Origin of the sequence: Flavobacterium flabelliforme (assembly GCF_017948675.1) — a bacterium.
Lineage (GTDB): Bacteria > Bacteroidota > Bacteroidia > Flavobacteriales > Flavobacteriaceae > Flavobacterium > Flavobacterium pygoscelis.
This window is the reverse complement of sequence record NZ_JAGFBU010000001.1, coordinates 684,179-707,247: the sequence shown is the minus strand read 5'-3', so window position 1 is coordinate 707,247 and position 23,069 is coordinate 684,179. Positions and strand designations below refer to the sequence as shown.

Here is a 23,069-nt window from a genome sequence, read left to right as displayed (position 1 = left end):
TTTATATATGTCATCAAACAAAAAATACTGGAAAAGTGTTGAGGAACTAGACAAAAATAGTTCTATTGTTGAGGCGCTTAGAAATAACGAATTTGTTGAAGAAATTCCTACTGATGAGTTTTTAGGAAACGGTGATGCTTTATCATCTTCGTCAACATCACGTCGTGATTTTTTAAAGTACGTTGGTTTTAGTACTGCGGCGGCTACGCTTGCAGCTTGCGAGGGTCCTGTAAACAAATCAATACCTTACGTTCTTCAGCCAGAGCAAATTATTCCTGGAGTAGCTGATTATTATGCAACTTCTGTTTTTGACGGATTTGATTTTGCTAATCTTTTAGTAAAGACTCGCGAAGGACGTCCTATTAAAATAGATAATAATAAAATTGCTGGAGCTAATTTTAGTGCTAATGCTAGAATCCATGCGTCTATTTTGTCATTGTATGACAGTATGCGTTTGAAAGAGCCGAAAATTGAAGGTAAAAATTCAACTTGGGCTGCTGTTGATTCTGAGTTAAAAGCAAGTTTAGCTGATGCTGCTGCAAAAGGAGGTCAGGTTGTTTTGTTAACTAATACGTTAGCAAGTCCATCTACTGAAAAACTTATTGCTGAATTTTTAAGTAAAAATACAGCCGCAAAACATGTTATTTATGATGCGGTTTCTGAATCTGAAGCATTAGATGCTTTTGAAACGGTTTACGGAGAAAGAGCTTTAGTAGATTATGACTTTTCTAAAGCGTCATTGATTGTTTCTGTTGGAGCTGATTTCTTAGGTGATTGGCAAGGTGGAGGATATGATGCTGGCTATGCTAAAGGAAGAATTCCTAAAGTGGGTAAAATGTCACGTCACTTTCAATTAGAGTCGAATATGACTTTGTCTGGAGCTGCTGCTGATAAGCGTGTTGCTATGTCAACTGCAAATCAAAAACAAGCTTTAGTTCATATATATAATGTAATAACAGGTTCTTCTATAGGGGTAAGTTTAGATGCTGCCTTTAAATCAGAAGTAACAAAAGCAGCTCAGCAATTAAAAGCAGCTGGTTCTAAGGGATTGTTAGTTTCTGGTATTCAAGATAAAAATGCTCAATTATTAGTTTTAGGCATTAATCAAATGTTATCAAGTGAAGCTTTTAATACTTCAGGAGTTAGACAGATAAGAAAAGGATCGAATGCAAAACTTACTCAATTAATTTCTGATATGAAAGCTGGTAGCGTTCATACTTTGATTATGAGTGGTGTGAATCCTGTATATACTTTAGCAGATAGTGCTTCTTTTGTTGAAGGATTAAAGAAGGTTAAAACATCAGTAGCTTTTTCTTTAAAAGAAGATGAAACTGCTTTGTTAAGTAAGATTGCTGCTGCTGTTCCTCATTATTTGGAATCGTGGAATGATGTAAGTATTACAAAAGGTACTTATGGAATAACGCAACCAACAATTCGCCCTCTTTTTGATACAAAACAATTTCAAGAAGTGCTTTTATCTTTAAACGGTATTCCTGGTTCTTACTATGATTATGTTAAAGGAAATGCAGCTTCAATAATTACTGGTTCTTCATGGAACAAAGTTTTGCATGATGGTATTTTTGTTGGGTCAGTGCCAAGTGTTTCTGCTGCTTCAGTTGACTTTAAAGCTGCTGCTAGTGCTTTGTCTCAGTCTAAGGCTGCTCAAGGTCTAGAGTTAGTATTGTATACTAAAACGGGTATGGGTGATGGTCAGCAAGCTAACAACCCATGGTTGCAAGAGTTTCCGGATCCTATCACTAGAGTTTCATGGGATAATTATGTTACTGTTTCGAACGCAGATGCTAAGAAATATGAATTATTTAATGAGATTGTTGCAAACGGTGGTTTAAACGGTAGTTATGCTACGATCACAACTGCAGATGGGTTGAAGTTAGAAAACGTTCCTGTAATTGTTCAGCCAGGTCAGGCTGTAGGAACTGTTGGATTAGCATTAGGTTATGGTCGTAAAGCGGCTTTAAAAGAAGAAATGATGGTAGGTTTAAATGCCTACCCTTTATATAAAGGTTTCAATAATGTGCAATCAATTACATTAACAAAATCTGGAGGAGAACATGAGTTTGCTTGTGTTCAAGGTCAGAAGACATTAATGGGAAGAGGTGATATTATTAAGGAAACTACTTTAGAGATCTTTAATACTAAAGATGCTAAAATTTGGAATGAACAACCAATGGTTTCGTTGGATCATAAAGAAGTAGAAGCAACTAAGGTAGATTTATGGACTTCTTTCGATCGTTCAACAGGACACCATTTTAATCTTTCAATTGATTTAAATGCTTGTACTGGATGTGGGGCTTGTGTAATTGCTTGTCATGCTGAAAATAACGTTCCTGTTGTTGGTAAATCTGAAGTTAGAAGAAGTCGTGATATGCACTGGTTGCGTATTGATAGATATTATTCTTCTGAAAGTACTTTTGCTGGTGACAATGAAAGAAAAGATAACATAGCTGGTTTGTCTAGTTCTTTATCTACATTTAATGAAATGGAAAAAGCAGGAGATAATCCTCAAGTTTCTTTCCAACCTGTAATGTGTCAGCATTGTAATCATGCACCTTGTGAAACAGTTTGTCCTGTTGCGGCAACTTCTCACGGGCGTCAAGGTCAAAATCAAATGGCTTATAATAGATGTGTTGGTACGCGTTATTGTGCGAATAACTGTCCTTATAAAGTGCGTCGTTTTAACTGGTTCTTGTACAACAAAAACAGTGAATTCGATTATAATATGAATGACGATTTAGGACGTATGGTTTTAAACCCAGATGTTAATGTTCGTTCTCGTGGAGTTATGGAAAAATGTTCTATGTGTATTCAAATGACACAAGCGACAATTTTAAAAGCAAAAAGAGAAGGAAGAGTTGTTGTTGATGGTGAATTCCAAACGGCGTGTTCAAATGCTTGTTCTACAGGAGCAATGAAATTTGGTGATGTAAATGATTCAGAGGCTGAGATTACAAAATTAGCAGCTGATGAAAGAATGTATCACTTGTTAGAACATGTTGGAACAAAACCAAATGTGATTTATCACGTTAAAGTTAGAAATACCTAGTACAAAATAAATTAATTAAGAATCAATATAAAGGATTATGTCGTCTCACTACGAAGCAACCATTAGAAAACCCTTAGTTATAGGTGATAAAACTTATCACGATGTAACTGTAGATGTAGCAGCACCTGTTGAAGGTAAAGCAAACAAACATTGGTGGATTGTATTTTCAATCGCATTAATAGCCTTCCTTTGGGGATTAGGCTGTATTATATACACCGTGTCTACAGGGATTGGTACATGGGGATTAAATAAAACTGTTGGATGGGCTTGGGATATCACGAACTTTGTTTGGTGGGTTGGTATTGGTCACGCAGGAACTTTAATTTCTGCTGTATTATTACTTTTCCGTCAAAGATGGAGAATGGCAATTAACCGTTCTGCAGAAGCAATGACAATTTTCTCTGTTATTCAAGCAGGTTTATTCCCAATTATTCACATGGGTCGTCCATGGTTAGCTTATTGGGTATTACCAATTCCGAATCAATTTGGTTCATTATGGGTGAATTTTAACTCTCCATTACTTTGGGACGTGTTTGCAATTTCAACTTATTTATCAGTTTCATTAGTTTTCTGGTGGACTGGTTTGTTACCTGATTTTGCTATGTTGCGTGATAGAGCTATAACCCCTTTTAACAAAAGAGTATATTCAATATTAAGTTTTGGTTGGAGCGGTAGAGCTAAAGATTGGCAACGTTTCGAAGAGGTCTCTTTGGTTCTAGCAGGTTTAGCTACTCCACTTGTACTTTCAGTACACACAATTGTATCGATGGACTTTGCAACATCAGTAATACCAGGATGGCATACTACCATATTTCCTCCATATTTTGTTGCTGGTGCAGTTTTCTCTGGTTTTGCAATGGTGAATACCTTGCTTATTATTATGAGAAAAGTATCTAATCTTGAAGCCTATATCACAGTTCAACATATTGAATTGATGAATATTGTAATCATGATTACAGGATCTATTGTTGGTGTTGCCTATATTACTGAATTGTTTGTTGCTTGGTATTCTGGTGTAGAATATGAACAATATGCATTTCTTAACAGAGCAACAGGACCTTACTGGTGGGCTTATTGGTCAATGATGACTTGTAATGTTTTTTCTCCTCAGTTCATGTGGTTCAAAAAATTAAGAACGAGTATTATGTTCTCATTTATAATTTCAATAGTTGTAAATATAGGAATGTGGTTTGAGAGATTTGTAATTATCGTAACTTCGTTACATAGAGATTACTTACCTTCTTCTTGGACGATGTTTTCACCAACTTTTGTTGATATTGGAACATTCATTGGAACAATAGGTTTCTTCTTCGTATTATTTTTATTATACTCTAGAACGTTCCCTGTGATCGCTCAAGCTGAAGTAAAAACAATTCTTAAAGGAACTGGAGATAATTATAAAAGAGAAAGAGAAGCAAATAAAGATTCACACCATGAGTAATAAAGTAATATACGCCATTTATAATGACGATGATATTTTGATGGATGCGGTAAAAAAAACCAGAGCAGCTCATCATCATATTGAAGAAGTTTTTACTCCATTCCCAGTACACGGTTTGGATAAAGCAATGGGACTTGCACCTACGAGATTAGCGATTTGTTCGTTTCTTTATGGTTGTGTAGGTATTTCATTTGCCACTTGGATGATGAACTATATAATGATTCAAGATTGGCCACAAGATATTGGTGGTAAACCAAGTTTTAGTTACATTGAAAACATGCCTGCTTTTGTTCCAATTATGTTTGAACTTACTGTTTTCTTTGCTGCGCATTTAATGGTTATTACTTTTTATATGAGAAGTAGATTATGGCCATTTAAAGAAGCTGAAAATCCAGATGTAAGAACTACAGATGACCATTTTTTAATGGAAGTTGCTGTAAGGGATAATGAAGAAGAATTGATTTCTTTTTTTCAAAATACAGGAGCTGTAGAAGTTAAAGTAATAGATAAGCATTAAATTAGATATGAAAAGCGTATATAAAATAACACTTTTATTTGGTATAACTATTTTAGTTTCATCTTGCCATAATACTACGGCACCAAACTATCAATATTTTCCAAATATGTACGAATCAGTAGGTTATGAAACTTACTCTGAGTCGAATGCATTTAAAGACGGTAAAGAAGGACAATTGCCTGCTGAAGGTTCAATTAATCGAGGCTTTGAGCCTTATGAGTATGAGAACACTACTGCTGGTTATGAATTAGCAAAAGCTAATCTTAAATCTCCACTTGATTCTTCTGTTCAAAACCTTGAAAAAGGAAAAGAGCTTTTTGATATTTACTGTATTTCTTGTCATGGTTCTTCAGGAAATGGAAAAGGTAAATTGGTAGAAAGAGAAAAGTTTCTAGGTGTTCCTAGCTATGCAGATAGAGTGATAACTGGTGGAAGTATTTATCATGTTATAACTTATGGTTTGAATTCGATGGGTTCACATGCCAATCAATTGAATCCCCAAGAACGTTGGTTAGTTGCTGACTATGTTCTAAAACTAAAAAGCGAATTATAATTGTTGAACAAACTGATCGTAATAGATATGTATACATTTTCAAGTAAACTAAAAACTTTTTCATTCATCTTGATGGCCGTAGGTGCGTTAGGAATTGGATATGGTTTTTATACTGCACCCAAAGATATTCAAGAAGTTGAAAAAATTCTCGCAGCGGAAAGTCATGGTGGCCATGGTGAAGCAAAACATGAAGAGTCTAAATCAACTGATGCTTCACATGAAAAAGCTAGTACTGAAAAGCTAGTTTTAGCAGATGATAAAGTGGCTAATACAGCCGTAGGAACTGCTGCTGTTGTTGATGATAGCACTCAGGTTAAAGTTGAGGCTGAAGCTATTCAAGCTGATTCTAATATTAAGAGAGAGACTCATGTAGTTAGTGAAGAAAAAGAGCATGCAGAACATTTAAATCATGTTTTACATCAATTACAAAATAAGCCATGGGCAGCTTTTTATGTTGCTTGTATCTTTTTTATGCTAGTTTCTCTAGGTGTTTTAGCTTTTTACGCTATTCAACAAGTATCTCAAGCTGGTTGGTCTCCTGTATTATTCAGAGTGATGCAAGGTATAACTTCATATTTGCCTGTAGGTTCTGTTATTTTCTTTATAGTTTTATTATTATCAGGTTTGCACTTAAATCATCTTTTTATATGGTTGGATCCTGAAGTAGTTGCTGCAGATAAATTAATTGCTAATAAAACGGGTTACTTAAATTTTCCTTTTTGGATTATTAGAGCTGCAGTGTTTTTGATGGGATGGAATTTATATCAATACTTTTCAAGAAAAAATTGTTTAGCTCAAGATGAGTCAAATGATAATCTTAATTACAAAAAGAATTTTAATATATCAGCAATATTTTTAGTTTTCTTTATAGTAACTGAATCTATTATGTCATGGGATTGGATTATGTCTATTGATCCACACTGGTTTAGTACTTTGTTTGGATGGTATGTTTTCTCAAGTTTCTTTGTAAGTGGTATCACCATTATAGCATTAGTGACTTTATATTTAAAATCAAAAGGTCTTTTAGAGCATGTAAATACAAGTCATATTCATGATTTAGCTAAATTTATGTTTGGATTTAGTGTTTTTTGGACTTATTTGTGGTTTTCACAATTCGTTTTGATATGGTATGCTAATATACCTGAGGAGGTTACTTATTTTATAACAAGAATCGAATTATACAATCTTCCATTCTTTGGAGCTGTTGTGATGAACTTTTTATTCCCTTTGTTGATTCTTATTAACACTGATTTTAAACGAATTACATGGGTTTTAGTTATGGCTGGTGTTGTAATTTTAGCAGGTCATTATCTTGATTTCTTCCTTATGATTATGCCTGGAACAGTAGGTGACAGATGGTTTATTGGAGTTTCTGAGATTGCTTCTGTTCTTTTCTTCCTTGGTTTATTTATCTTTGTTGTTTTTACAGCATTATCTAAATCACCATTGTTGCCAAAAAGAAATCCTTTCATCGATGAAAGTAAACATTTCCATTATTAATATTTAAAGTAGAAAACAGATGACAAGTTTGTTGGTAATTATAGTTTTAGTTTTATTAGCTGTTGCTTTATGGCAATTGACTAAAATATTCGACCTAACGCAAGTTGGATCCAATTCAGATACATCAGAAGTAGCTACAGATGATGATAATAACGTACAAGGTTATATCATGTTTGCATTTTTAGCTTTTCTGTACATCTTCACTATTTATGGTTTATTTAAATGGGGACCTCTTGTTCTTCACACTCCTGCTTCTGAGCATGGTTTGGATGTTGATAATTTAATGAATATTACTTGGGTACTTATTTTTATTGTTCAGGCAATTACTCAAGCGTTACTTCACTATTTTGCTTTTAAATATAAAGGTAAAAAAGATCAAAAAGCGTTATACTTTGCTGATAATAATAAATTAGAAGCTGTCTGGAGTGTTATTCCTGCAGTTGTTTTAGCTGGTTTAATATTATATGGTTTATATGCTTGGACAAACATTATGTTTGTTGATGAAGATGAAGACACTATTGTAATTGAATTATATGCCCAGCAATTTAACTGGAAAGCAAGATATTCAGGAACTGATAATGTTTTGGGTAAAGCGAATGTTAGATTGATCGAAGGTGTAAATAGTCTTGGTGTTGATATGTCAGATCCTTATTCTCAAGACGATATTGTAGTTACAGAATTACATATCCCGAAAGGAAAAAAGATTCATTTTAAAATGAGATCACAAGATGTTTTGCACTCAGCTTATTTTCCTCACTTTAGAGCGCAAATGAACTGTGTTCCTGGAATGGTTACTGAGTTTGCTTTTACACCAATCTTGACAACTGCTGAATATAGAGAGTTGCCTTATATGATTGAAAAAGTAGCGCATATTAATGACTTAAGAGCTAAGAAAAGTGTTGAACTAGTTGCTAAAGGTGAAACTGCTTTAGATCCTTACGCTTTTGATTATCTATTGTTATGTAATAAAATTTGTGGTGCATCTCATTACAATATGCAAATGAAAGTAATTGTTGATACTCCAGAGGATTATAAAAAATGGGTAAGTGAGCAAGCTCTTTTGGTAAATCAAGTAAAAGAAGCTAAAGCTTCTGCTGCGCCTGCGGTTGATGGTGCTGTGAAGCAAGATTCAACTAAAGTTGGTGATAGTACAGCTGTTGTTAAAATAGCTATGAAATAATTATTAAGAAAATTTAAAGTAAACATATATGTCAGCAGAAGGTCACGATCACGCATTAGATCACGAACACGAACACCATCATAAAGAAACTTTTATTACTAAATATATCTTTAGTATAGATCATAAAATGATTTCTAAACAATACCTAATTACAGGTATTATAATGGGAGTTATAGGGGTTATGATGTCTTTGCTTTTTAGAATGCAATTAGCATGGCCAGAGGAATCTTTTAAAATTTTTAATATTTTATTAGGTGATAAATTTGCACCTAATGGAGTTATGGCTAATGACATTTATTTAGCTTTAGTTACAATACACGGTACCATAATGGTTTTCTTTGTTTTGACAGCTGGTTTAAGTGGTACTTTTAGTAATTTACTTATACCTCTTCAGATCGGAGCTCGTGATATGGCGTCAGGATTTATGAATATGGTTTCCTATTGGTTGTTCTTTTTGTCAGCTGTAATCATGCTATCTTCTTTATTTGTTGAAGCAGGACCTGCATCATCTGGTTGGACAATTTATCCTCCTTTAAGTGCTTTGCCACAAGCAATACCAGGTTCTGGTATGGGTATGACACTTTGGTTAATATCAATGGCTATTTTTATTGCTTCCTCTTTGTTAGGGTCTTTGAACTATATAGTTACTGTAATCAACCTTAGAACTAAAGGAATGTCAATGACAAGATTGCCATTAACAATTTGGACGTTTTTTGTAACAGCTATTATTGGTGTTGTATCTTTTCCAGTGTTATTATCAGCAGCTTTATTGTTAATCTTTGATAGAAGTTTTGGTACTTCATTCTTCTTGTCTGATATTTATATTGCGGGAGAGGTTTTACATTATCAAGGTGGTTCTCCAGTTTTATTTGAACACTTATTTTGGTTTTTAGGTCACCCTGAGGTTTATATTGTTATTTTACCGGCGATGGGTATTGTATCAGAAGTTATGGCAACAAGTTCTCGTAAGCCAATTTTTGGTTACAGAGCTATGATTATGTCTGTTTTAGCTATTGCATTTTTATCTACAATAGTTTGGGGTCACCATATGTTCGTTTCAGGTATGAATCCTTTCTTAGGATCTGTATTTACTTTTACTACATTATTAATTGCGATTCCATCTGCTGTTAAAGCTTTTAACTGGATAACAACATTATGGAAAGGTAATTTACAATTGAATCCAGCGATGTTGTTTTCAATAGGAATGGTATCTACTTTTATTACTGGTGGTTTAACAGGGATTATTTTAGGAGACAGTACGTTAGATATTAACGTTCACGATACTTATTTTGTTGTAGCTCACTTTCACTTAGTAATGGGGATTTCTGCTTTATACGGTATGTTTGCTGGTGTTTACCACTGGTTTCCTAGAATGTATGGTAGAATGATGAATAAGAACTTAGGTTACATTCACTTTTGGGTAACTGCAGTTTGTGCTTATGGAGTATTTTTCCCAATGCACTTTATTGGATTAGCTGGTTTGCCAAGACGTTATTATACTAACACTAACTTTCCTTTATTTGATGACTTACAAAATGTAAATGTTCTTATTACAACATTTGCTTTAGTAGGAGGTGTTTTTCAATTGGTTTTTCTTTACAACTTTTTCAGTAGTATTTTTTACGGGAAAAAAGCGGTTCAAAATCCATGGAAATCAAATACACTTGAATGGACTGCTCCAGTAGAACACATTCATGGTAACTGGCCTGGAGAACTTCCAGAAGTTCACAGATGGCCTTATGACTATAGTAATCCTAATCATGATGTAGATTTTGTTCCTCAAAATGTACCAATGAAGCCTGGTGAAGAAGTTTTACATCACTAGATTTTAAAATATATAAAAATGCCTTTCAATTCTGGAAGGCATTTTTTTTTACTTGTAACTTTATTCTATCTTTGTTTCATGAATGAAAATCTAGATCCAACCTCAAACGGTTATAATGCAGAAGAGCTTGATATTGAGAAAAAGTTAAGACCACTTTCCTTTGATGATTTTGCTGGTCAAGATCAAGTTCTGGAAAATTTAAAAGTTTTTGTTCAAGCTGCGAATCAAAGAAATGAAGCGCTAGATCATACTTTATTTCATGGGCCTCCTGGATTAGGTAAAACCACTTTGGCTAATATTCTTGCTAATGAACTTCAAGTAGGTATTAAAATAACTTCTGGACCTGTTCTGGATAAACCTGGTGATTTAGCAGGTTTATTGACTAATCTTGAAGAGAGAGATGTTCTATTTATAGATGAAATACACCGCTTAAGTCCAATAGTTGAAGAATATTTATACTCTGCAATGGAGGATTTCAAGATTGATATCATGATAGAGTCTGGACCTAATGCACGTACGGTTCAAATTAATTTAAATCCATTTACATTAATTGGCGCTACTACACGATCAGGTTTATTAACAGCCCCGATGCGTGCTCGTTTTGGTATTGCCTCTCGCTTGCAATATTACACTACTGAATTATTGACTACAATTGTAGAAAGAAGTGCTTCAATCTTTAAAATGCCTATAACTATGGAGGCTGCTATTGAAATCGCCGGCAGAAGTAGAGGTACTCCTCGTATTGCGAATGCTTTGTTGCGTAGAGTCCGTGATTTTGCCCAAATTAAAGGTAATGGAAGTATAGACATTGAAATTGCTCGATATGCCTTAAAAGCACTTAATGTTGATGCTCATGGTTTAGATGAGATGGATAATAAAATCTTGAATACAATCATTGACAAATTTAAGGGTGGTCCTGTTGGTTTGTCAACTTTGGCAACAGCAGTATCAGAAAGTAGTGAAACAATTGAAGAGGTTTATGAACCATTTTTAATTCAAGAAGGCTTTATTATGAGAACACCAAGAGGACGAGAAGTTACTGAGAAAGCTTATAAACATTTAGGAAAGATTAAAACTAATATTCAGGGAGGCTTGTTCTAGTTTTTTTAAGAAGCTTAAGTGTAAAAAATATTGTTTTATATAGAATTTTAATCTTTTTTTTAACTGCTAATTTATATCATTCAAAATAAATCAACATATACTGAATTCATCAAATCTGAGGCAATTCGTCTTGGTTTTTTGTCTTGTGGTATTTCTAAAGCTGGTTTTTTAGAAGAAGATGCGCCGCGTTTGGAAAATTGGTTGAAAAATAATAATAATGGACAGATGTCCTACATGGAAAATCATTTTGATAAACGATTAAATCCTACTTTACTTGTTCAAGATGCAAAGAGTGTTATTTCATTGCTATTAAATTATTATCCAGAAGAACATCAAAATCCTGAAGCATTTAAAATCTCTAAATACGCTTATGGTGAAGATTACCACTTTGTTATTAAGGAGAAGTTGAAAGAGTTTTTATTTTCAATTCAATCAACTATTGGGGATGTATCTGGGCGTGCATTTGTAGATTCTGCACCAGTATTAGATCGTGCTTGGGCATCTAAAAGTGGCTTGGGCTGGATTGGTAAAAACAGTAATTTAATAACCCAAAAAGTAGGTTCTTTTTATTTTATCGCAGAATTGATAATTGATCTCGATTTAGAATATGATAATGCTACTACTGATCATTGTGGCAATTGCACTGCTTGTATTGATTCTTGTCCTACTGAAGCGATTGTTGCTCCTTATGTGGTAGATGGTAGTAAATGTATTTCCTATTTTACGATTGAGCTAAAAGAAAATATTCCTATAGAGATGAAAGGAAAATTTAATGATTGGGCTTTTGGATGTGATATCTGTCAAGATGTTTGTCCTTGGAATAAGTTTTCAAAAAAGCACAACGAACCCTTATTTACAGCAAATTCTGAGTTGTTGTCGATGTCTAAAAAAGATTGGATTGAAATTACTGAAGAAACTTTCAAAACTGTTTTTAAAAAATCTCCTATCAAAAGAGCTAAGTTTTTAGGATTAAAAAGGAATATTGATTTTTTGCAGTAATTTTTTTATAGATATTGAATTATTTTAGATTCTATATTTGTGCCGTTTTAACAAAAAAATTTTCGATAAAAAAATAGTCTATAATTTTTTTTAAGTTTCAATTTTATTTATTTAATCTTTATTCCTTGTTTTTATTATATTTTTTTTAACTTTATATCTCACAAAATCAAAGAGTTATGACTGTTAATCAAATTTTAAGTACAAAAGGAAAGGAAGTTTATTCTATACTTTCAACAAAGACAGTGTATGAAGCATTGACAGTAATGAGTGAAAAAGACATTGGTGCTATTCTCATTATTGAAGATACTGTTTTAAAAGGTGTTTTATCTGAAAGGGATTATGCTCGAAAAATTGTTTTAAAAGCAAAATCATCAAAAAAAGCCTTGGTACATGAGATCATGGAAACAAATGTTATTACAGTAAATCCTTCAGATAATTTAGAATTTTGTATGGAATTAATGAGCACCAAAAGAGTCCGTCATCTACCTGTTTTAGAAAATAATGTCGTCATTGGAATAATTTCAATTAGTGATGTGGTAAAAGCCATTATTGATATTCAAAAGGATACTATAGAGCATTTGAATTCTTATATTACACAGTAAGAATTTATTTTCAAAATGATAACTACAGCCGCAATTTATGTGGCTGTAGTTGTTTAAATATGTTTGTATGACTTTAAATTTTAGAAAAGAATACGATAAAAGATAACTTTTTAAGACAAGTCTTCTATCTTTGTAGACTAGATAAAAATCTAATATCAATGGAAAAAAATAGTAAAAGAAGAGAAGCATTATTATATCATGCAAAGCCAACTCCTGGTAAAATTCAAGTTGTTCCTACAAAGAAATATGCAACGCAGAGAGATTTATCATTGGCTTATTCTCCTGGCGTAGCTGAGCCTTGCTTAGAAATTGTTAAGGATGTAAATAACGTTTATAAATATACTGCCAAAGGAAATTTAGTTGCTGTAATTACCAATGGAACAGCTGTTTTAGGACTTGGTGATATCGGACCAGAAGCTTCTAAACCAGTAATGGAAGGAAAGGGCTTGTTGTTTAAAATATTTGCTGATATTGATGTTTTTGATATCGAAATTGGTACTAAAGATATTGAAGAGTTTATTCAAACTGTAAAGAATATAGCACCAACTTTTGGTGGAATTAATCTAGAAGATATCAAAGCGCCAGAATCTTTTGAAATTGAGAGAAGACTGGTAGAGGAATTGAATATTCCCGTTATGCATGATGATCAACATGGTACTGCCATTATATCCTCAGCGGCATTATTGAATGCATTAGAATTAGCCGATAAAAAAGCCGAAGAAGTAAAATTAGTGGTTTCTGGAGCAGGTTCAGCAGCTATTGCTTGCGCCGATTTATATGTCCTATTAGGTGTAAAAATTGAAAATATTTTTATGTTCAATAGCAAAGGTTTATTAACTAAGGATAATCCTAAACTATCTGAACTTCAATTAAAATATGCTAAGGATAGTGCTTCAATGAGTCTTGAAGAAGCATTAAATGGAGCAGATGTATTTTTAGGATTATCAACAGGAGATATAATGACTGCTCAAATGTTGAAAGGAATGGCTGAAAATCCTATCGTTTTTGCTATGGCAAATCCAGATCCAGAAATTGATTATAATCTTGCGATGGAGACTCGTAAAGATATAATTATGGCTACTGGTCGTTCAGATTATCCTAATCAAGTAAATAATGTTCTTGGTTTTCCTTATATTTTTAGAGGAGCGCTTGATGTTCGCGCTACTACTATCAATGAAGAAATGAAGATGGCTGCTGTCAAAGCCTTAGCTTTATTAGCAAAAGAATCCGTGCCGGAACAAGTAAATGTTGCTTATGGAGCAACTAAGCTGAATTTTGGTCGTGAATATATTATTCCAAAACCTTTTGATCCAAGATTGATTACCGTTGTTGCTCCTGCTGTTGCAAAAGCTGCAATCGATTCTGGTGTAGCGCAAAATCCAATAATGGATTGGAATAAGTACGAGGAAGAGTTATTGGATCGTTTAGGAAATGACAATAAGATGTTACGTTTGATGACAAACAGAGCAAAAATGGATCCTAAAAAAATCGTTTTTGCCGAAGCGGATCATTTAGATGTTCTAAAAGCAGCTCAAATCGTTTGGGAAGAAGGAATTGGTTTTCCAATTTTACTTGGGAATAAAGAAATTATTTTAGAGTTGAAAGCAGAAATTGGTTTTGACGCAGATGTTACTATTATTGATCCAAAAACTGATGTAGAAAATGAACGTCGAAATAAGTTTGCTACCACATATTGGACTGCCAGAAAAAGACGTGGTATTTCTTTCTTCGATGCTCAAAAACTAATGAGAGAAAGAAATTATTTTGCTGCAATGATGGTTAATGAAGGAGAAGCAGATGCATTAGTAACGGGACACTCTAGAAGTTATCCATCGGTGGTAAAACCAATGTTGCAACTTATAGAAAAAGCGCCTGGAGCATCTATTGTAGCTACTACAAATATGATGATGACCGCTCGCGGTCCAATGTTTTTATCGGATACGGCAATTAACATTGATCCAACAGCTGATGATTTGGCTAAAATTGCGATCATGACAGCCAAAACAGCTAAAATGTTTGGAATAGAACCCGTAATAGCAATGATATCTTTTTCTAATTTTGGTTCATCAACAAGTGAAAATGCGGGTAAAGTAAGAGAAGCAGTTTCATACTTGCATAAAAATCATCCTGAAATGATAGTGGATGGAGAAATACAAGCCGATTTTGCTTTGAACTCAGAAATGTTAAAAGATAAATTTCCTTTTTCAAAATTAGCGGGTAAGAAAGTAAACACCTTGATTTTTCCAAATTTAGACGCAGCAAATATTACCTATAAACTTTTGAAAGAATTAAACAAGGTTGATTCTATAGGGCCTATTATGTTAGGTATGGGGAAACCTGTTCACATTTTTCAATTGGGTGCTAGCGTAGAGGAAATGGTTAATATGGCAACAATTGCCGTAATTGATGCTCAAGAAAAAGCAATTAAAAAGAGAAACTAAATCAATATTTATGCTGTAGCAATATAGTTAAAGTTATAATTTTAAGTTAATCCTCTGTTAATTTTATTATATTTGAAAATATATTTTAAGTATGATAGCACATTTACAGGGGAAATTAGTAGAGAAGTCACCAACGCATATTGTTATTGATTGTGGTGGTGTTGGTTATCATATTAATATTTCTTTACATACTTATTCTTTACTGCCCAATACAGATTTTATAAAAGTGTATACGCATCTTCAAATTAAAGAGGATGCGCATACACTTTTTGGTTTTATAGAAAAATCAGAGAGAGAAATTTTTAGATTATTGCTATCCGTTTCAGGAATTGGAGCGAGTATCGCTAGAACGATGTTATCCTCGCTAGATCCTAAACAAATTACCAACGCTATAGGGTCTGCAGATGTGGTTACAATCCAGTCCATAAAAGGAATTGGAAGTAAGACAGCTCAAAGAGTGATATTGGACTTAAAGGAGAAAGTCTTAAAATTATATGATTTAGACGAAGTTTCTATGTCACAAAGCAATACAAATCGAGATGAAGCGTTATCTGCTTTGGAAGTTTTAGGATTTGTACGTAAAACTTCAGAGAAAATTATTGAAAAAATTGTCAAAGAAGATCCAGATGCTTCTGTAGAGACAATTATTAAAAAAGCATTAAAAAGCCTTTAAAAGCTACATAAGAAACACGAATTCTATGCATAAAATTTGTATTTTTTTGCTTGTTTTATTTTGTGGTTTTGTATCACAAGCTCAAGTAGAACAAGTTGTTCAGGATACGACTAAAAATGGATTTTCTAAAGGGAAAATTCAACTAAAAAATCCAAAAAGTATTATTTCTGCATATACTTATGATCCTGTTACTGATCGGTATATTTATACCAATTCTGTAGAAGGGTTTTCTATCAACTATCCAATAATTTTAACTCCAAAAGAATACGAGAATTTAGTTTTAAAAGAGTCGATGAGAGACTATTTTAAGAAAAAAGTCGATGCTGTTGATGGTAAAAAAGAAGGAAGCGATCTGGCAAAAAAGGATTTATTGCCAAGATATTACATTAAATCGGGTCTTTTCGAATCAATTTTTGGAAGTAATACAATTGATGTAAAGCCTACCGGATCTGTAGAGATGGATATTGGTATGCGGTATACAAAACAAGATAATCCCTCTTTTTCTCCAAGAAATCGTTCTAATCTAACTTTTGATTTTGATCAAAGAATTAGTATGAGTTTAATGGGTAAAGTAGGAACTAGACTTAATGTAAATGCTAATTACGATACACAATCAACATTTGCTTTTCAGAATTTAATAAAACTAGATTATTCCCCCTCAGAGGATGATATTATTCAGAAAATAGAGGTGGGAAATGTGAGTATGCCGTTAAATAGTTCTTTGATTAGAGGGGCACAGAGTTTATTTGGTGTCAAAACCAAGCTTCAATTTGGTAAGACAACCATAACAGGTGTATTTTCGGAACAAAAATCACAAACAAAAAGTTTAGTTGCAGAGGGTGGAGGTACTATTGAAAATTTCGAGATGTTTGCATTAGATTATGATTCAGACAGACACTTTTTCTTATCCCAGTATTTTAGAAACAGATATGATAAATCACTTGCAAATTACCCATTTATAGATAGTAGAGTTCAAATTTCTAGAATTGAAATCTGGGTAACAAATAAGCAAAATAGGGTAACTACAACAAACAATAACTTAAGAAATATTATTGCGCTTCAGGATTTAGGTGAAGGACAATTGTCTGGTTTACCAGATACCGAGGTGGTAGTTTTAAATCCTTCTAATGGCATTTTTAATAATCCGCCAGATTCTCCAACGGACAACTCGAATAATGATTATGATCCAGCGCAAATTACATTAGGAACAGGATTACTGAATGCTAATATTCGTGAAATTGTAACGGCTAATTCTGGTTTTAATATTACGATTAGCGAAGGTCAAGATTATTCTAAACTTGAAAATGCAAGAAAACTTAATCCAAATGAATATACCTTTAATCCGCAACTTGGGTATATTTCCTTGCAACAAAGATTAGCTAATGATGAAGTGCTTGCTGTTGCCTATCAATATACAATTGGTGATAAAGTTTATCAAGTAGGGGAGTTTGGTAATGACGGTGTAGATGCTACAGTGGTAACAGGAACGAATCCATCTAATCAAGCAATTATTTCACAAAGTTTAGTATTAAAAATGCTGAAAAGCAATTTGACAAACGTAAAAAATCCCGTTTGGAATTTGATGATGAAAAATATCTACCAAATTCAAGGAGGATACCAATTAAAGCAAGAAGATTTTAGATTTAATATCCTGTATTCTGATCCTTCACCACTAAATTATATTAGTCCAGTTGCGGGAAGTCCTTTTCCTGCCAATCCTTCCAAAGAACATAAAGTTGCTGAAACGCCTTTGCTAAAAGTTTTTAATTTAGATAAGTTAAATTATAACAACGATCCTCAAGATGGAGGAGATGGTTTTTTTGATTTCATGCCTGGTCTAACAATTGATGCTCAGAACGGGAGAATTATATTTACAACTAAAGAACCTTTTGGTGAATTATTATTTTCAAAACTAACAAATACTGGATCAGCAGAAAATTATAATAATACGACAACTTATAATGAAAATCAAAAGAAATATGTTTTTCGAAGTATGTACCGAAATACACAATCAGGTGCTTTGCAAGACAGTGATAAAAATAAATTTCTATTAAGAGGTAAGTATAAGTCTAGTGGTGGCGATGGTATTCCAATTGGAGCATTCAATGTTCCTCAAGGTTCAGTAGTAGTTACTGCTGCGGGAAGAGTTTTGGTTGAAGGAGTCGATTATAGTGTTAATTATCAATTAGGTCGTGTTCAAATATTGGATCCTTCTTTACAAGCTTCTAATACACCAATTGAAGTTTCTTTAGAGAATAATTCAATTTTTGGTCAGCAAACCAGACGTTTCATGGGAGTTAATGTAGAACATAAAATTTCTGATAATTTTTTAGTTGGTGGTACATTTTTAAAAATGTCTGAAAAGCCATTTACACAAAAATCAAGTTTTGGTCAAGAATCTGTTAATAACACTATTTTTGGATTTAATACTAATTTCTCTACTGCGGTTCCTTTTTTAACACGCTTAGTAAATAAATTGCCAAATATTGATACTGATGTTCCCTCTAATCTTTCTATAAGAGGTGAAGTAGCTTTTTTGAAACCTGATTCGCCCAAAGCAGATAAGTTTCAGGGAGAATCTACTATTTATGTTGATGATTTTGAAGGCTCGCAATCTACTATAGACATGCGTTCTGCTTATTCTTGGAGTTTAGCATCTACTCCTGCTAGAAATGCAAAAAGTAATTATAATTTTAATGCTGATGCAAATGATTTAAGTTATGGATTCAAAAGAGCCAAATTATCATGGTATTCTATTGACCCAATTTTTTATACTCAAAAACCATCTGGAATTTCTAATGAAGATCTTTCACTTAATTCAACCAGAAGAATTTTTAGTAGGGAGTTGTATCCACTTACAGATATCGCGCAAGGGCAAACCCAAGTTGTAAATACATTAGATTTAAGTTATTATCCCTCCGAAAGAGGTTCTTATAATAATAGTACTACTACCGCTTCGGATCCAGCTAGTAATTTTGGAGGAATCATGAGGTCTTTGAATGCTACCAATTTTGAACAAGGTAATGTAGAGTATATTCAGTTTTGGGTTTTAGATCCATATGTAGGAAAAGGACAATCGCCTTTGACAAATACAGGAAAAATTTATTTTAATTTAGGTGAAATATCAGAAGATGTTCTAAAAGATGGAAGAAAACAATATGAAAATGGTTTAGGTCCAGATCAAATATTAACAAATCCAAGACCTTTATGGGGAGATGTTCCTGCGTCTCAATCCTTGATTTATGCCTTTGATAACAATGCTGATAACAGAAAAAACCAAGATATAGGTTTAGATGGTTTGTCTAATGCGAATGAAGGTTCTGTTTATACTAATTTTGCCTCTGAACTAGATCCTGCAGCAGATGATTACATTTATTATTTAAATACTACTGGAAGCATTTTAGATAGGTATAAAAATTATAATGGTACCGAAGGAAATTCGGCTGTTAATATAAATGATCCTAATAGAGGAGCGACAACTTTGCCTGATGTTGAGGATATTAATAGAGACAATACGATGAATACCATCAATGCTTACTATGAATATAGTGTTGCTATTGAGCCGGGTATGAATGTTGGTCAAAATTATGTAACTGATGTAAGAAATACACAAGTTACTTTGCCTGATGGTTCTACCACAGAAGCGAGGTGGTTGCAATTTAAAGTGCCTGTTTCTCAACCAGAGAATACAATAGGAAACATTTCTGATTTTAGATCAATTCGTTTCATGAGAATGTTTATGACTGGATTTACGTCTGAGGTTACAGTTCGTTTTGGAGCCTTAGATTTGGTTCGTGGTGAATGGAGAAGATATACAAATGCTCTTGATTTTAATGATTTAAATCTGGCAGATGACAATACTATTTTAGATGTTCAGGCTGTGAGTGTGCAAGAAAATAATGAAAGATGCCCCGTGAATTATATTTCGCCTCCAGGAGTTCAAAGAGAGCAACTTTATAATAACAATACCATTATTAATCAAAATGAACAGGCGCTGGCTTTAAGAGTTTCGGGTGACGGTTTAGAACCTGGAGATTCAAGAGCTGTTTTTAAAAATGTTAGTATTGATATGCGTCAGTTCAAGAAATTAAAAATGTTCTTGCATGCCGAATCATTACCAGGAGAAATCGCTCTTCAAGACAACCAAATGGTAGGTTTTATTCGTTTTGGAAATGACTTTACACAAAACTTTTACCAAATAGAAATTCCATTAAAAGTAACGGTTCCTGCAGGAATTTCTAATTCTGATTGTAGTTCTTTAAGCGCCGAAGCAGTTTGGCCAGAGGAAAATCAAATCGATTTATCATTGGCATTGTTGACTAAATTAAAAATTATAGCAATGAGCATCGATCCGATGACTTTGCCTGCTGACGGAATTTATTATCCAGATTCAGATCCAAATAGACCAGAAGGAGATGGAAGTAATGGGTTGAAATTAGGTATAAAAGGGAATCCAAATTTTGGATTAGTACGAACACTTATGGTAGGTGTAAAAAATAGTGATGCCCGTAATGACATAAAAGGAGAAGTGTGGTTTAATGAACTTCGATTGGCAGATATGGATAATCACGGAGGAATGGCAGCAGTTCTTAATGTTGATACCAACCTTGCTGATTTTGCTACTATTTCTGCTTCCGGTAGAAAAACCACTATAGGTTTTGGATCTTTAGAACAAGGACCAAACGAACGAAGTAGAGAAGATACAAGACAATATAATATTGTAACTAATGTGAATTTAGGAAAATTATTGCCACAAAAATGGGGCGTTAATTTACCTTTTAATTATGCTATTGGCGAAGAAACAATTACCCCGGAGTACGACCCTTTTAATCAAGATATAAAGCTAAAGCAATTACTAGAAAACACCACTGATCAAAATAAGAGAGATAATATAATTAATAGAGCCGTAGATTATACTAAAAGGAAAAGTATAAACTTTATCGGAGTAAGAAAAGAACGTCAGCCAGAGCAAAAACAACATTTGTATGATCCTGAAAACTTTACTTTTTCTCAGTCTTTTAATCAAGTAGAAAGACATGATTTTGAAATAGAAGATTATGTAGATCAGCAAGCCAACTCATCAGTAGATTATGGATATACTTTTCAATCTAAACCAATCGAACCTTTTAAAAAGAACGAGTTTTTGAAAAAAAGTAATTACTGGAAGTTGTTGAGTGACTTTAATTTTAATTATTTGCCTTCTAATATAACTTTCAATACCAATATAAATAGACAATATAATCGTCAGCAATTTAGGCAAGTAGAAGTAGAAGGTATTGGTCTAGATCCTTTATATCGTAGAAATTTTGCTTTTAATTATCAATATGGTTTTAATTATAATTTAACTAAATCGTTAAAGTTAAATTACACAGCTTCTTCAAGTAATATTGTAAAAAATTATTTAAATGAAGACAATGAACCTATTGATAGTTTTACCATTTGGGATAGTTATTGGGATATAGGAGATCCAAATCAGCACATGCAACAATTGGTAGTAAATTATGAAATACCAATTAATAAAATACCATTATTTAGTTTTGTAAAAGCAAATTATTCTTATACGGGTGATTATACTTGGCAACGTGCTTCTAACGCGCTTTCGCAAATTAGTATTGACGGTACTGATTATAATTTAGGAAATACGATTCAAAATGCGAATTCAAATAATATAAATACCACATTCAATATGGAGATGTTGTATAAGTATTTGGGGATTTCAAAAAACAACTCTAAAACAACTCCTAAAGCAAAAACAGTATTGCCAAAACCTGGGGAGAAAATAGTAAATGCTAATGCGAATCAAATTCCAAAAAACAATCCTTTTATGGATGGTTTGCTTGGGGTTCTAACTAGTGTAAAAAACATTCAGGTCAATTACACCTATAATAGTGGTACGGTTTTACCAGGATATACGCCGGGCATTGGATTTTTAGGTTCCTCACGACCTTCTTTAGGTTTTATTTTTGGAAGCCAAGATGATATTCGATATGAAGCTGCAAAAAACGGATGGTTAACGGATTACCCTGATTTTAACCAAAATTTCACTCAGGTAAGTAACAAGTTGTTTAAAGCCACAGCCAATATAGATTTGTTTCCAGACTTGAAGATTGATTTAACATTAGACAGATCTATATCTGAAAACTCATCAGAACAATATGATGTTACAAATGGTGTTTATAACGCTAGATCTCCTTACAATACAGGTATTTTTTCAATTTCAACTGTGTTAATAAAAACTTCATTTTCTACTAGTGATGAAAATGGTTCGGCAGCTTTTGATGATTTTAGAGCCAACCGTCTTACAATTGCAAATAGATTAGCCACAGAACGAGGTATTGATATTAATAACCCATTGAATAGAGATCCAGAAGGATTTCCTTTAGGATATGGTAAAAACAATCAGTCAGTATTATTGCCAGCATTTTTGGCGGCTTATTCTGGTGGCGATGCCTCAGCGGTTTCATTAGGTATTTTTAGAAGTTTTCCGATACCCAATTGGGCGGTTAAATACAATGGCTTGATGCGTTATAGTCTTTTTAAAGAAAATTTTAAACGCTTTTCTTTGCAGCATAATTACAGAGCTTCCTACACCATAAATGCTTTTAGATCTAATTTTGATTATGATAAAACGCCTAATGGAGTAGATCTAAGTGGTAATTTTTTAAATCAGACTATTATGTCTAATATAAATTTAGTAGAACAATTTAGTCCGCTAATTAGAATGGATTTCGAATTGAAAAGTTCTTTTAAAGTCCTTACTGAAATCAAAAAAGACCGAGCGTTGTCAATGAGTTTTGATAATAATCTTTTAACCGAAGTAAAAGGTGTTGAATATATAGTGGGAATGGGATATCGTTTTAAGGATGTTGTACTCTCATCGAGATTGGCAGATAGTCCAACAGGGATAATAAAAAGTGATATAAATATCGCAGCTGATGTAGCGTATAGAAATAATCAGACCATTGTTCGCTATTTAGATTATAACAACAATCAATTAGCGGGAGGACAGAATATATGGTCACTAAAAATAAAAGCAGATTATTCTTTTAGTAAAAATTTGACAGCAATTTTCTATTATGACCATTCGTTTTCAAAAGCAGTAATATCTACTTCTTTTCCGTTAACCAATATTCGTTCAGGCTTTACCCTTCGTTATAACTTTGGGAATTAATT

13 protein-coding genes are annotated in these 23,069 nt (G+C 33.2%); all 13 read left to right on the top strand.

Going from position 1 to position 23,069, the window contains the following annotated elements:
- The first annotated feature begins 7 nt into the window (after positions 1 to 7).
- The 13 genes from J3S90_RS03070 to sov all read left to right on the top strand — a co-directional run bounded on the left by J3S90_RS03070 (position 8) and on the right by sov (position 23,067).
- The gene (locus tag J3S90_RS03070; protein WP_210644645.1) at positions 8 to 3,064 is read left to right on the top strand and encodes a TAT-variant-translocated molybdopterin oxidoreductase; all 3,057 of its coding nucleotides are present in this window, start codon (positions 8 to 10) and stop codon (positions 3,062 to 3,064) included.
- 37 nt (positions 3,065 to 3,101) lie between these two features.
- Complete coding sequence (gene nrfD, locus J3S90_RS03065) at positions 3,102 to 4,505, top strand: NrfD/PsrC family molybdoenzyme membrane anchor subunit (RefSeq protein WP_188048896.1); 1,404 nt, start codon at positions 3,102 to 3,104, stop codon at positions 4,503 to 4,505.
- Entirely contained in the window at positions 4,498 to 5,022 is a 525-nt protein-coding gene (locus tag J3S90_RS03060; RefSeq protein WP_188048895.1) for a DUF3341 domain-containing protein, read from the top strand. The genes nrfD and J3S90_RS03060 overlap by 8 nt, the downstream gene beginning before the upstream one ends.
- Before the next feature lie 7 nt (positions 5,023 to 5,029).
- Positions 5,030 to 5,575 (top strand): c-type cytochrome, encoded by a 546-nt coding sequence (locus J3S90_RS03055; RefSeq protein ID WP_188048894.1) that lies wholly within the window; start codon positions 5,030 to 5,032, stop codon positions 5,573 to 5,575.
- Positions 5,576 to 5,602: 27 nt separating this feature from the next.
- Complete coding sequence (locus J3S90_RS03050; protein WP_210644642.1) at positions 5,603 to 7,075, top strand: cation-translocating P-type ATPase; 1,473 nt, start codon at positions 5,603 to 5,605, stop codon at positions 7,073 to 7,075.
- 19 nt (positions 7,076 to 7,094) lie between these two features.
- Positions 7,095 to 8,255, top strand: a complete 1,161-nt coding sequence (locus J3S90_RS03045) for a cytochrome c oxidase subunit II (protein ID WP_210644640.1) — start codon at positions 7,095 to 7,097, stop codon at positions 8,253 to 8,255.
- Positions 8,256 to 8,283: 28 nt separating this feature from the next.
- Positions 8,284 to 10,080: a cytochrome c oxidase subunit I gene (locus tag J3S90_RS03040; protein WP_188048891.1), complete on the top strand. Its 1,797-nt coding sequence runs from the start codon at positions 8,284 to 8,286 to the stop codon at positions 10,078 to 10,080.
- Positions 10,081 to 10,158: 78 nt separating this feature from the next.
- Positions 10,159 to 11,181 (top strand): Holliday junction branch migration DNA helicase RuvB, encoded by a 1,023-nt coding sequence (ruvB, locus tag J3S90_RS03035; RefSeq protein WP_210644638.1) that lies wholly within the window; start codon positions 10,159 to 10,161, stop codon positions 11,179 to 11,181.
- A 75-nt stretch (positions 11,182 to 11,256) separates the two neighbouring features.
- On the top strand, positions 11,257 to 12,180 hold the full coding sequence (queG, locus tag J3S90_RS03030; protein WP_210645504.1) for a tRNA epoxyqueuosine(34) reductase QueG: 924 nt from the start codon (positions 11,257 to 11,259) through the stop codon (positions 12,178 to 12,180).
- Positions 12,181 to 12,356: 176 nt separating this feature from the next.
- On the top strand, positions 12,357 to 12,782 hold the full coding sequence (locus J3S90_RS03025) for a CBS domain-containing protein (protein WP_210644636.1): 426 nt from the start codon (positions 12,357 to 12,359) through the stop codon (positions 12,780 to 12,782).
- A gap of 158 nt (positions 12,783 to 12,940) precedes the next feature.
- Complete coding sequence (locus J3S90_RS03020; protein WP_210644634.1) at positions 12,941 to 15,223, top strand: NADP-dependent malic enzyme; 2,283 nt, start codon at positions 12,941 to 12,943, stop codon at positions 15,221 to 15,223.
- A gap of 91 nt (positions 15,224 to 15,314) precedes the next feature.
- Positions 15,315 to 15,896 carry a Holliday junction branch migration protein RuvA gene (gene ruvA / locus J3S90_RS03015; protein ID WP_188048887.1) on the top strand — a complete coding sequence of 194 codons (582 nt, stop codon included), beginning with the start codon at positions 15,315 to 15,317 and terminating at the stop codon, positions 15,894 to 15,896.
- A gap of 25 nt (positions 15,897 to 15,921) precedes the next feature.
- Positions 15,922 to 23,067: a T9SS outer membrane translocon Sov/SprA gene (gene sov / locus J3S90_RS03010; RefSeq protein WP_210644632.1), complete on the top strand. Its 7,146-nt coding sequence runs from the start codon at positions 15,922 to 15,924 to the stop codon at positions 23,065 to 23,067.
- The last annotated feature ends 2 nt before the right edge of the window (positions 23,068 to 23,069 follow it).

Excerpts from the sequence above, each read along its gene's own strand:
- J3S90_RS03060 (WP_188048895.1), top strand. The coding sequence starts at position 4,498 with ATGAGTAATAAAGTAATATACGCCATTTATAATGACGATGATATTTTG.
- J3S90_RS03055 (WP_188048894.1), top strand. The coding sequence starts at position 5,030 with ATGAAAAGCGTATATAAAATAACACTTTTATTTGGTATAACTATTTTA.
- J3S90_RS03040 (WP_188048891.1), top strand. The coding sequence starts at position 8,284 with ATGTCAGCAGAAGGTCACGATCACGCATTAGATCACGAACACGAACAC.
- J3S90_RS03025 (WP_210644636.1), top strand. The coding sequence starts at position 12,357 with ATGACTGTTAATCAAATTTTAAGTACAAAAGGAAAGGAAGTTTATTCT.
- J3S90_RS03070 (WP_210644645.1), top strand. The coding sequence starts at position 8 with ATGTCATCAAACAAAAAATACTGGAAAAGTGTTGAGGAACTAGACAAA.
- nrfD (WP_188048896.1), top strand. The coding sequence starts at position 3,102 with ATGTCGTCTCACTACGAAGCAACCATTAGAAAACCCTTAGTTATAGGT.
- J3S90_RS03045 (WP_210644640.1), top strand. The coding sequence starts at position 7,095 with ATGACAAGTTTGTTGGTAATTATAGTTTTAGTTTTATTAGCTGTTGCT.
- ruvA (WP_188048887.1), top strand. The coding sequence starts at position 15,315 with ATGATAGCACATTTACAGGGGAAATTAGTAGAGAAGTCACCAACGCAT.
- J3S90_RS03020 (WP_210644634.1), top strand. The coding sequence starts at position 12,941 with ATGGAAAAAAATAGTAAAAGAAGAGAAGCATTATTATATCATGCAAAG.
- J3S90_RS03050 (WP_210644642.1), top strand. The coding sequence starts at position 5,603 with ATGTATACATTTTCAAGTAAACTAAAAACTTTTTCATTCATCTTGATG.
- ruvB (WP_210644638.1), top strand. The coding sequence starts at position 10,159 with ATGAATGAAAATCTAGATCCAACCTCAAACGGTTATAATGCAGAAGAG.
- sov (WP_210644632.1), top strand. The coding sequence starts at position 15,922 with ATGCATAAAATTTGTATTTTTTTGCTTGTTTTATTTTGTGGTTTTGTA.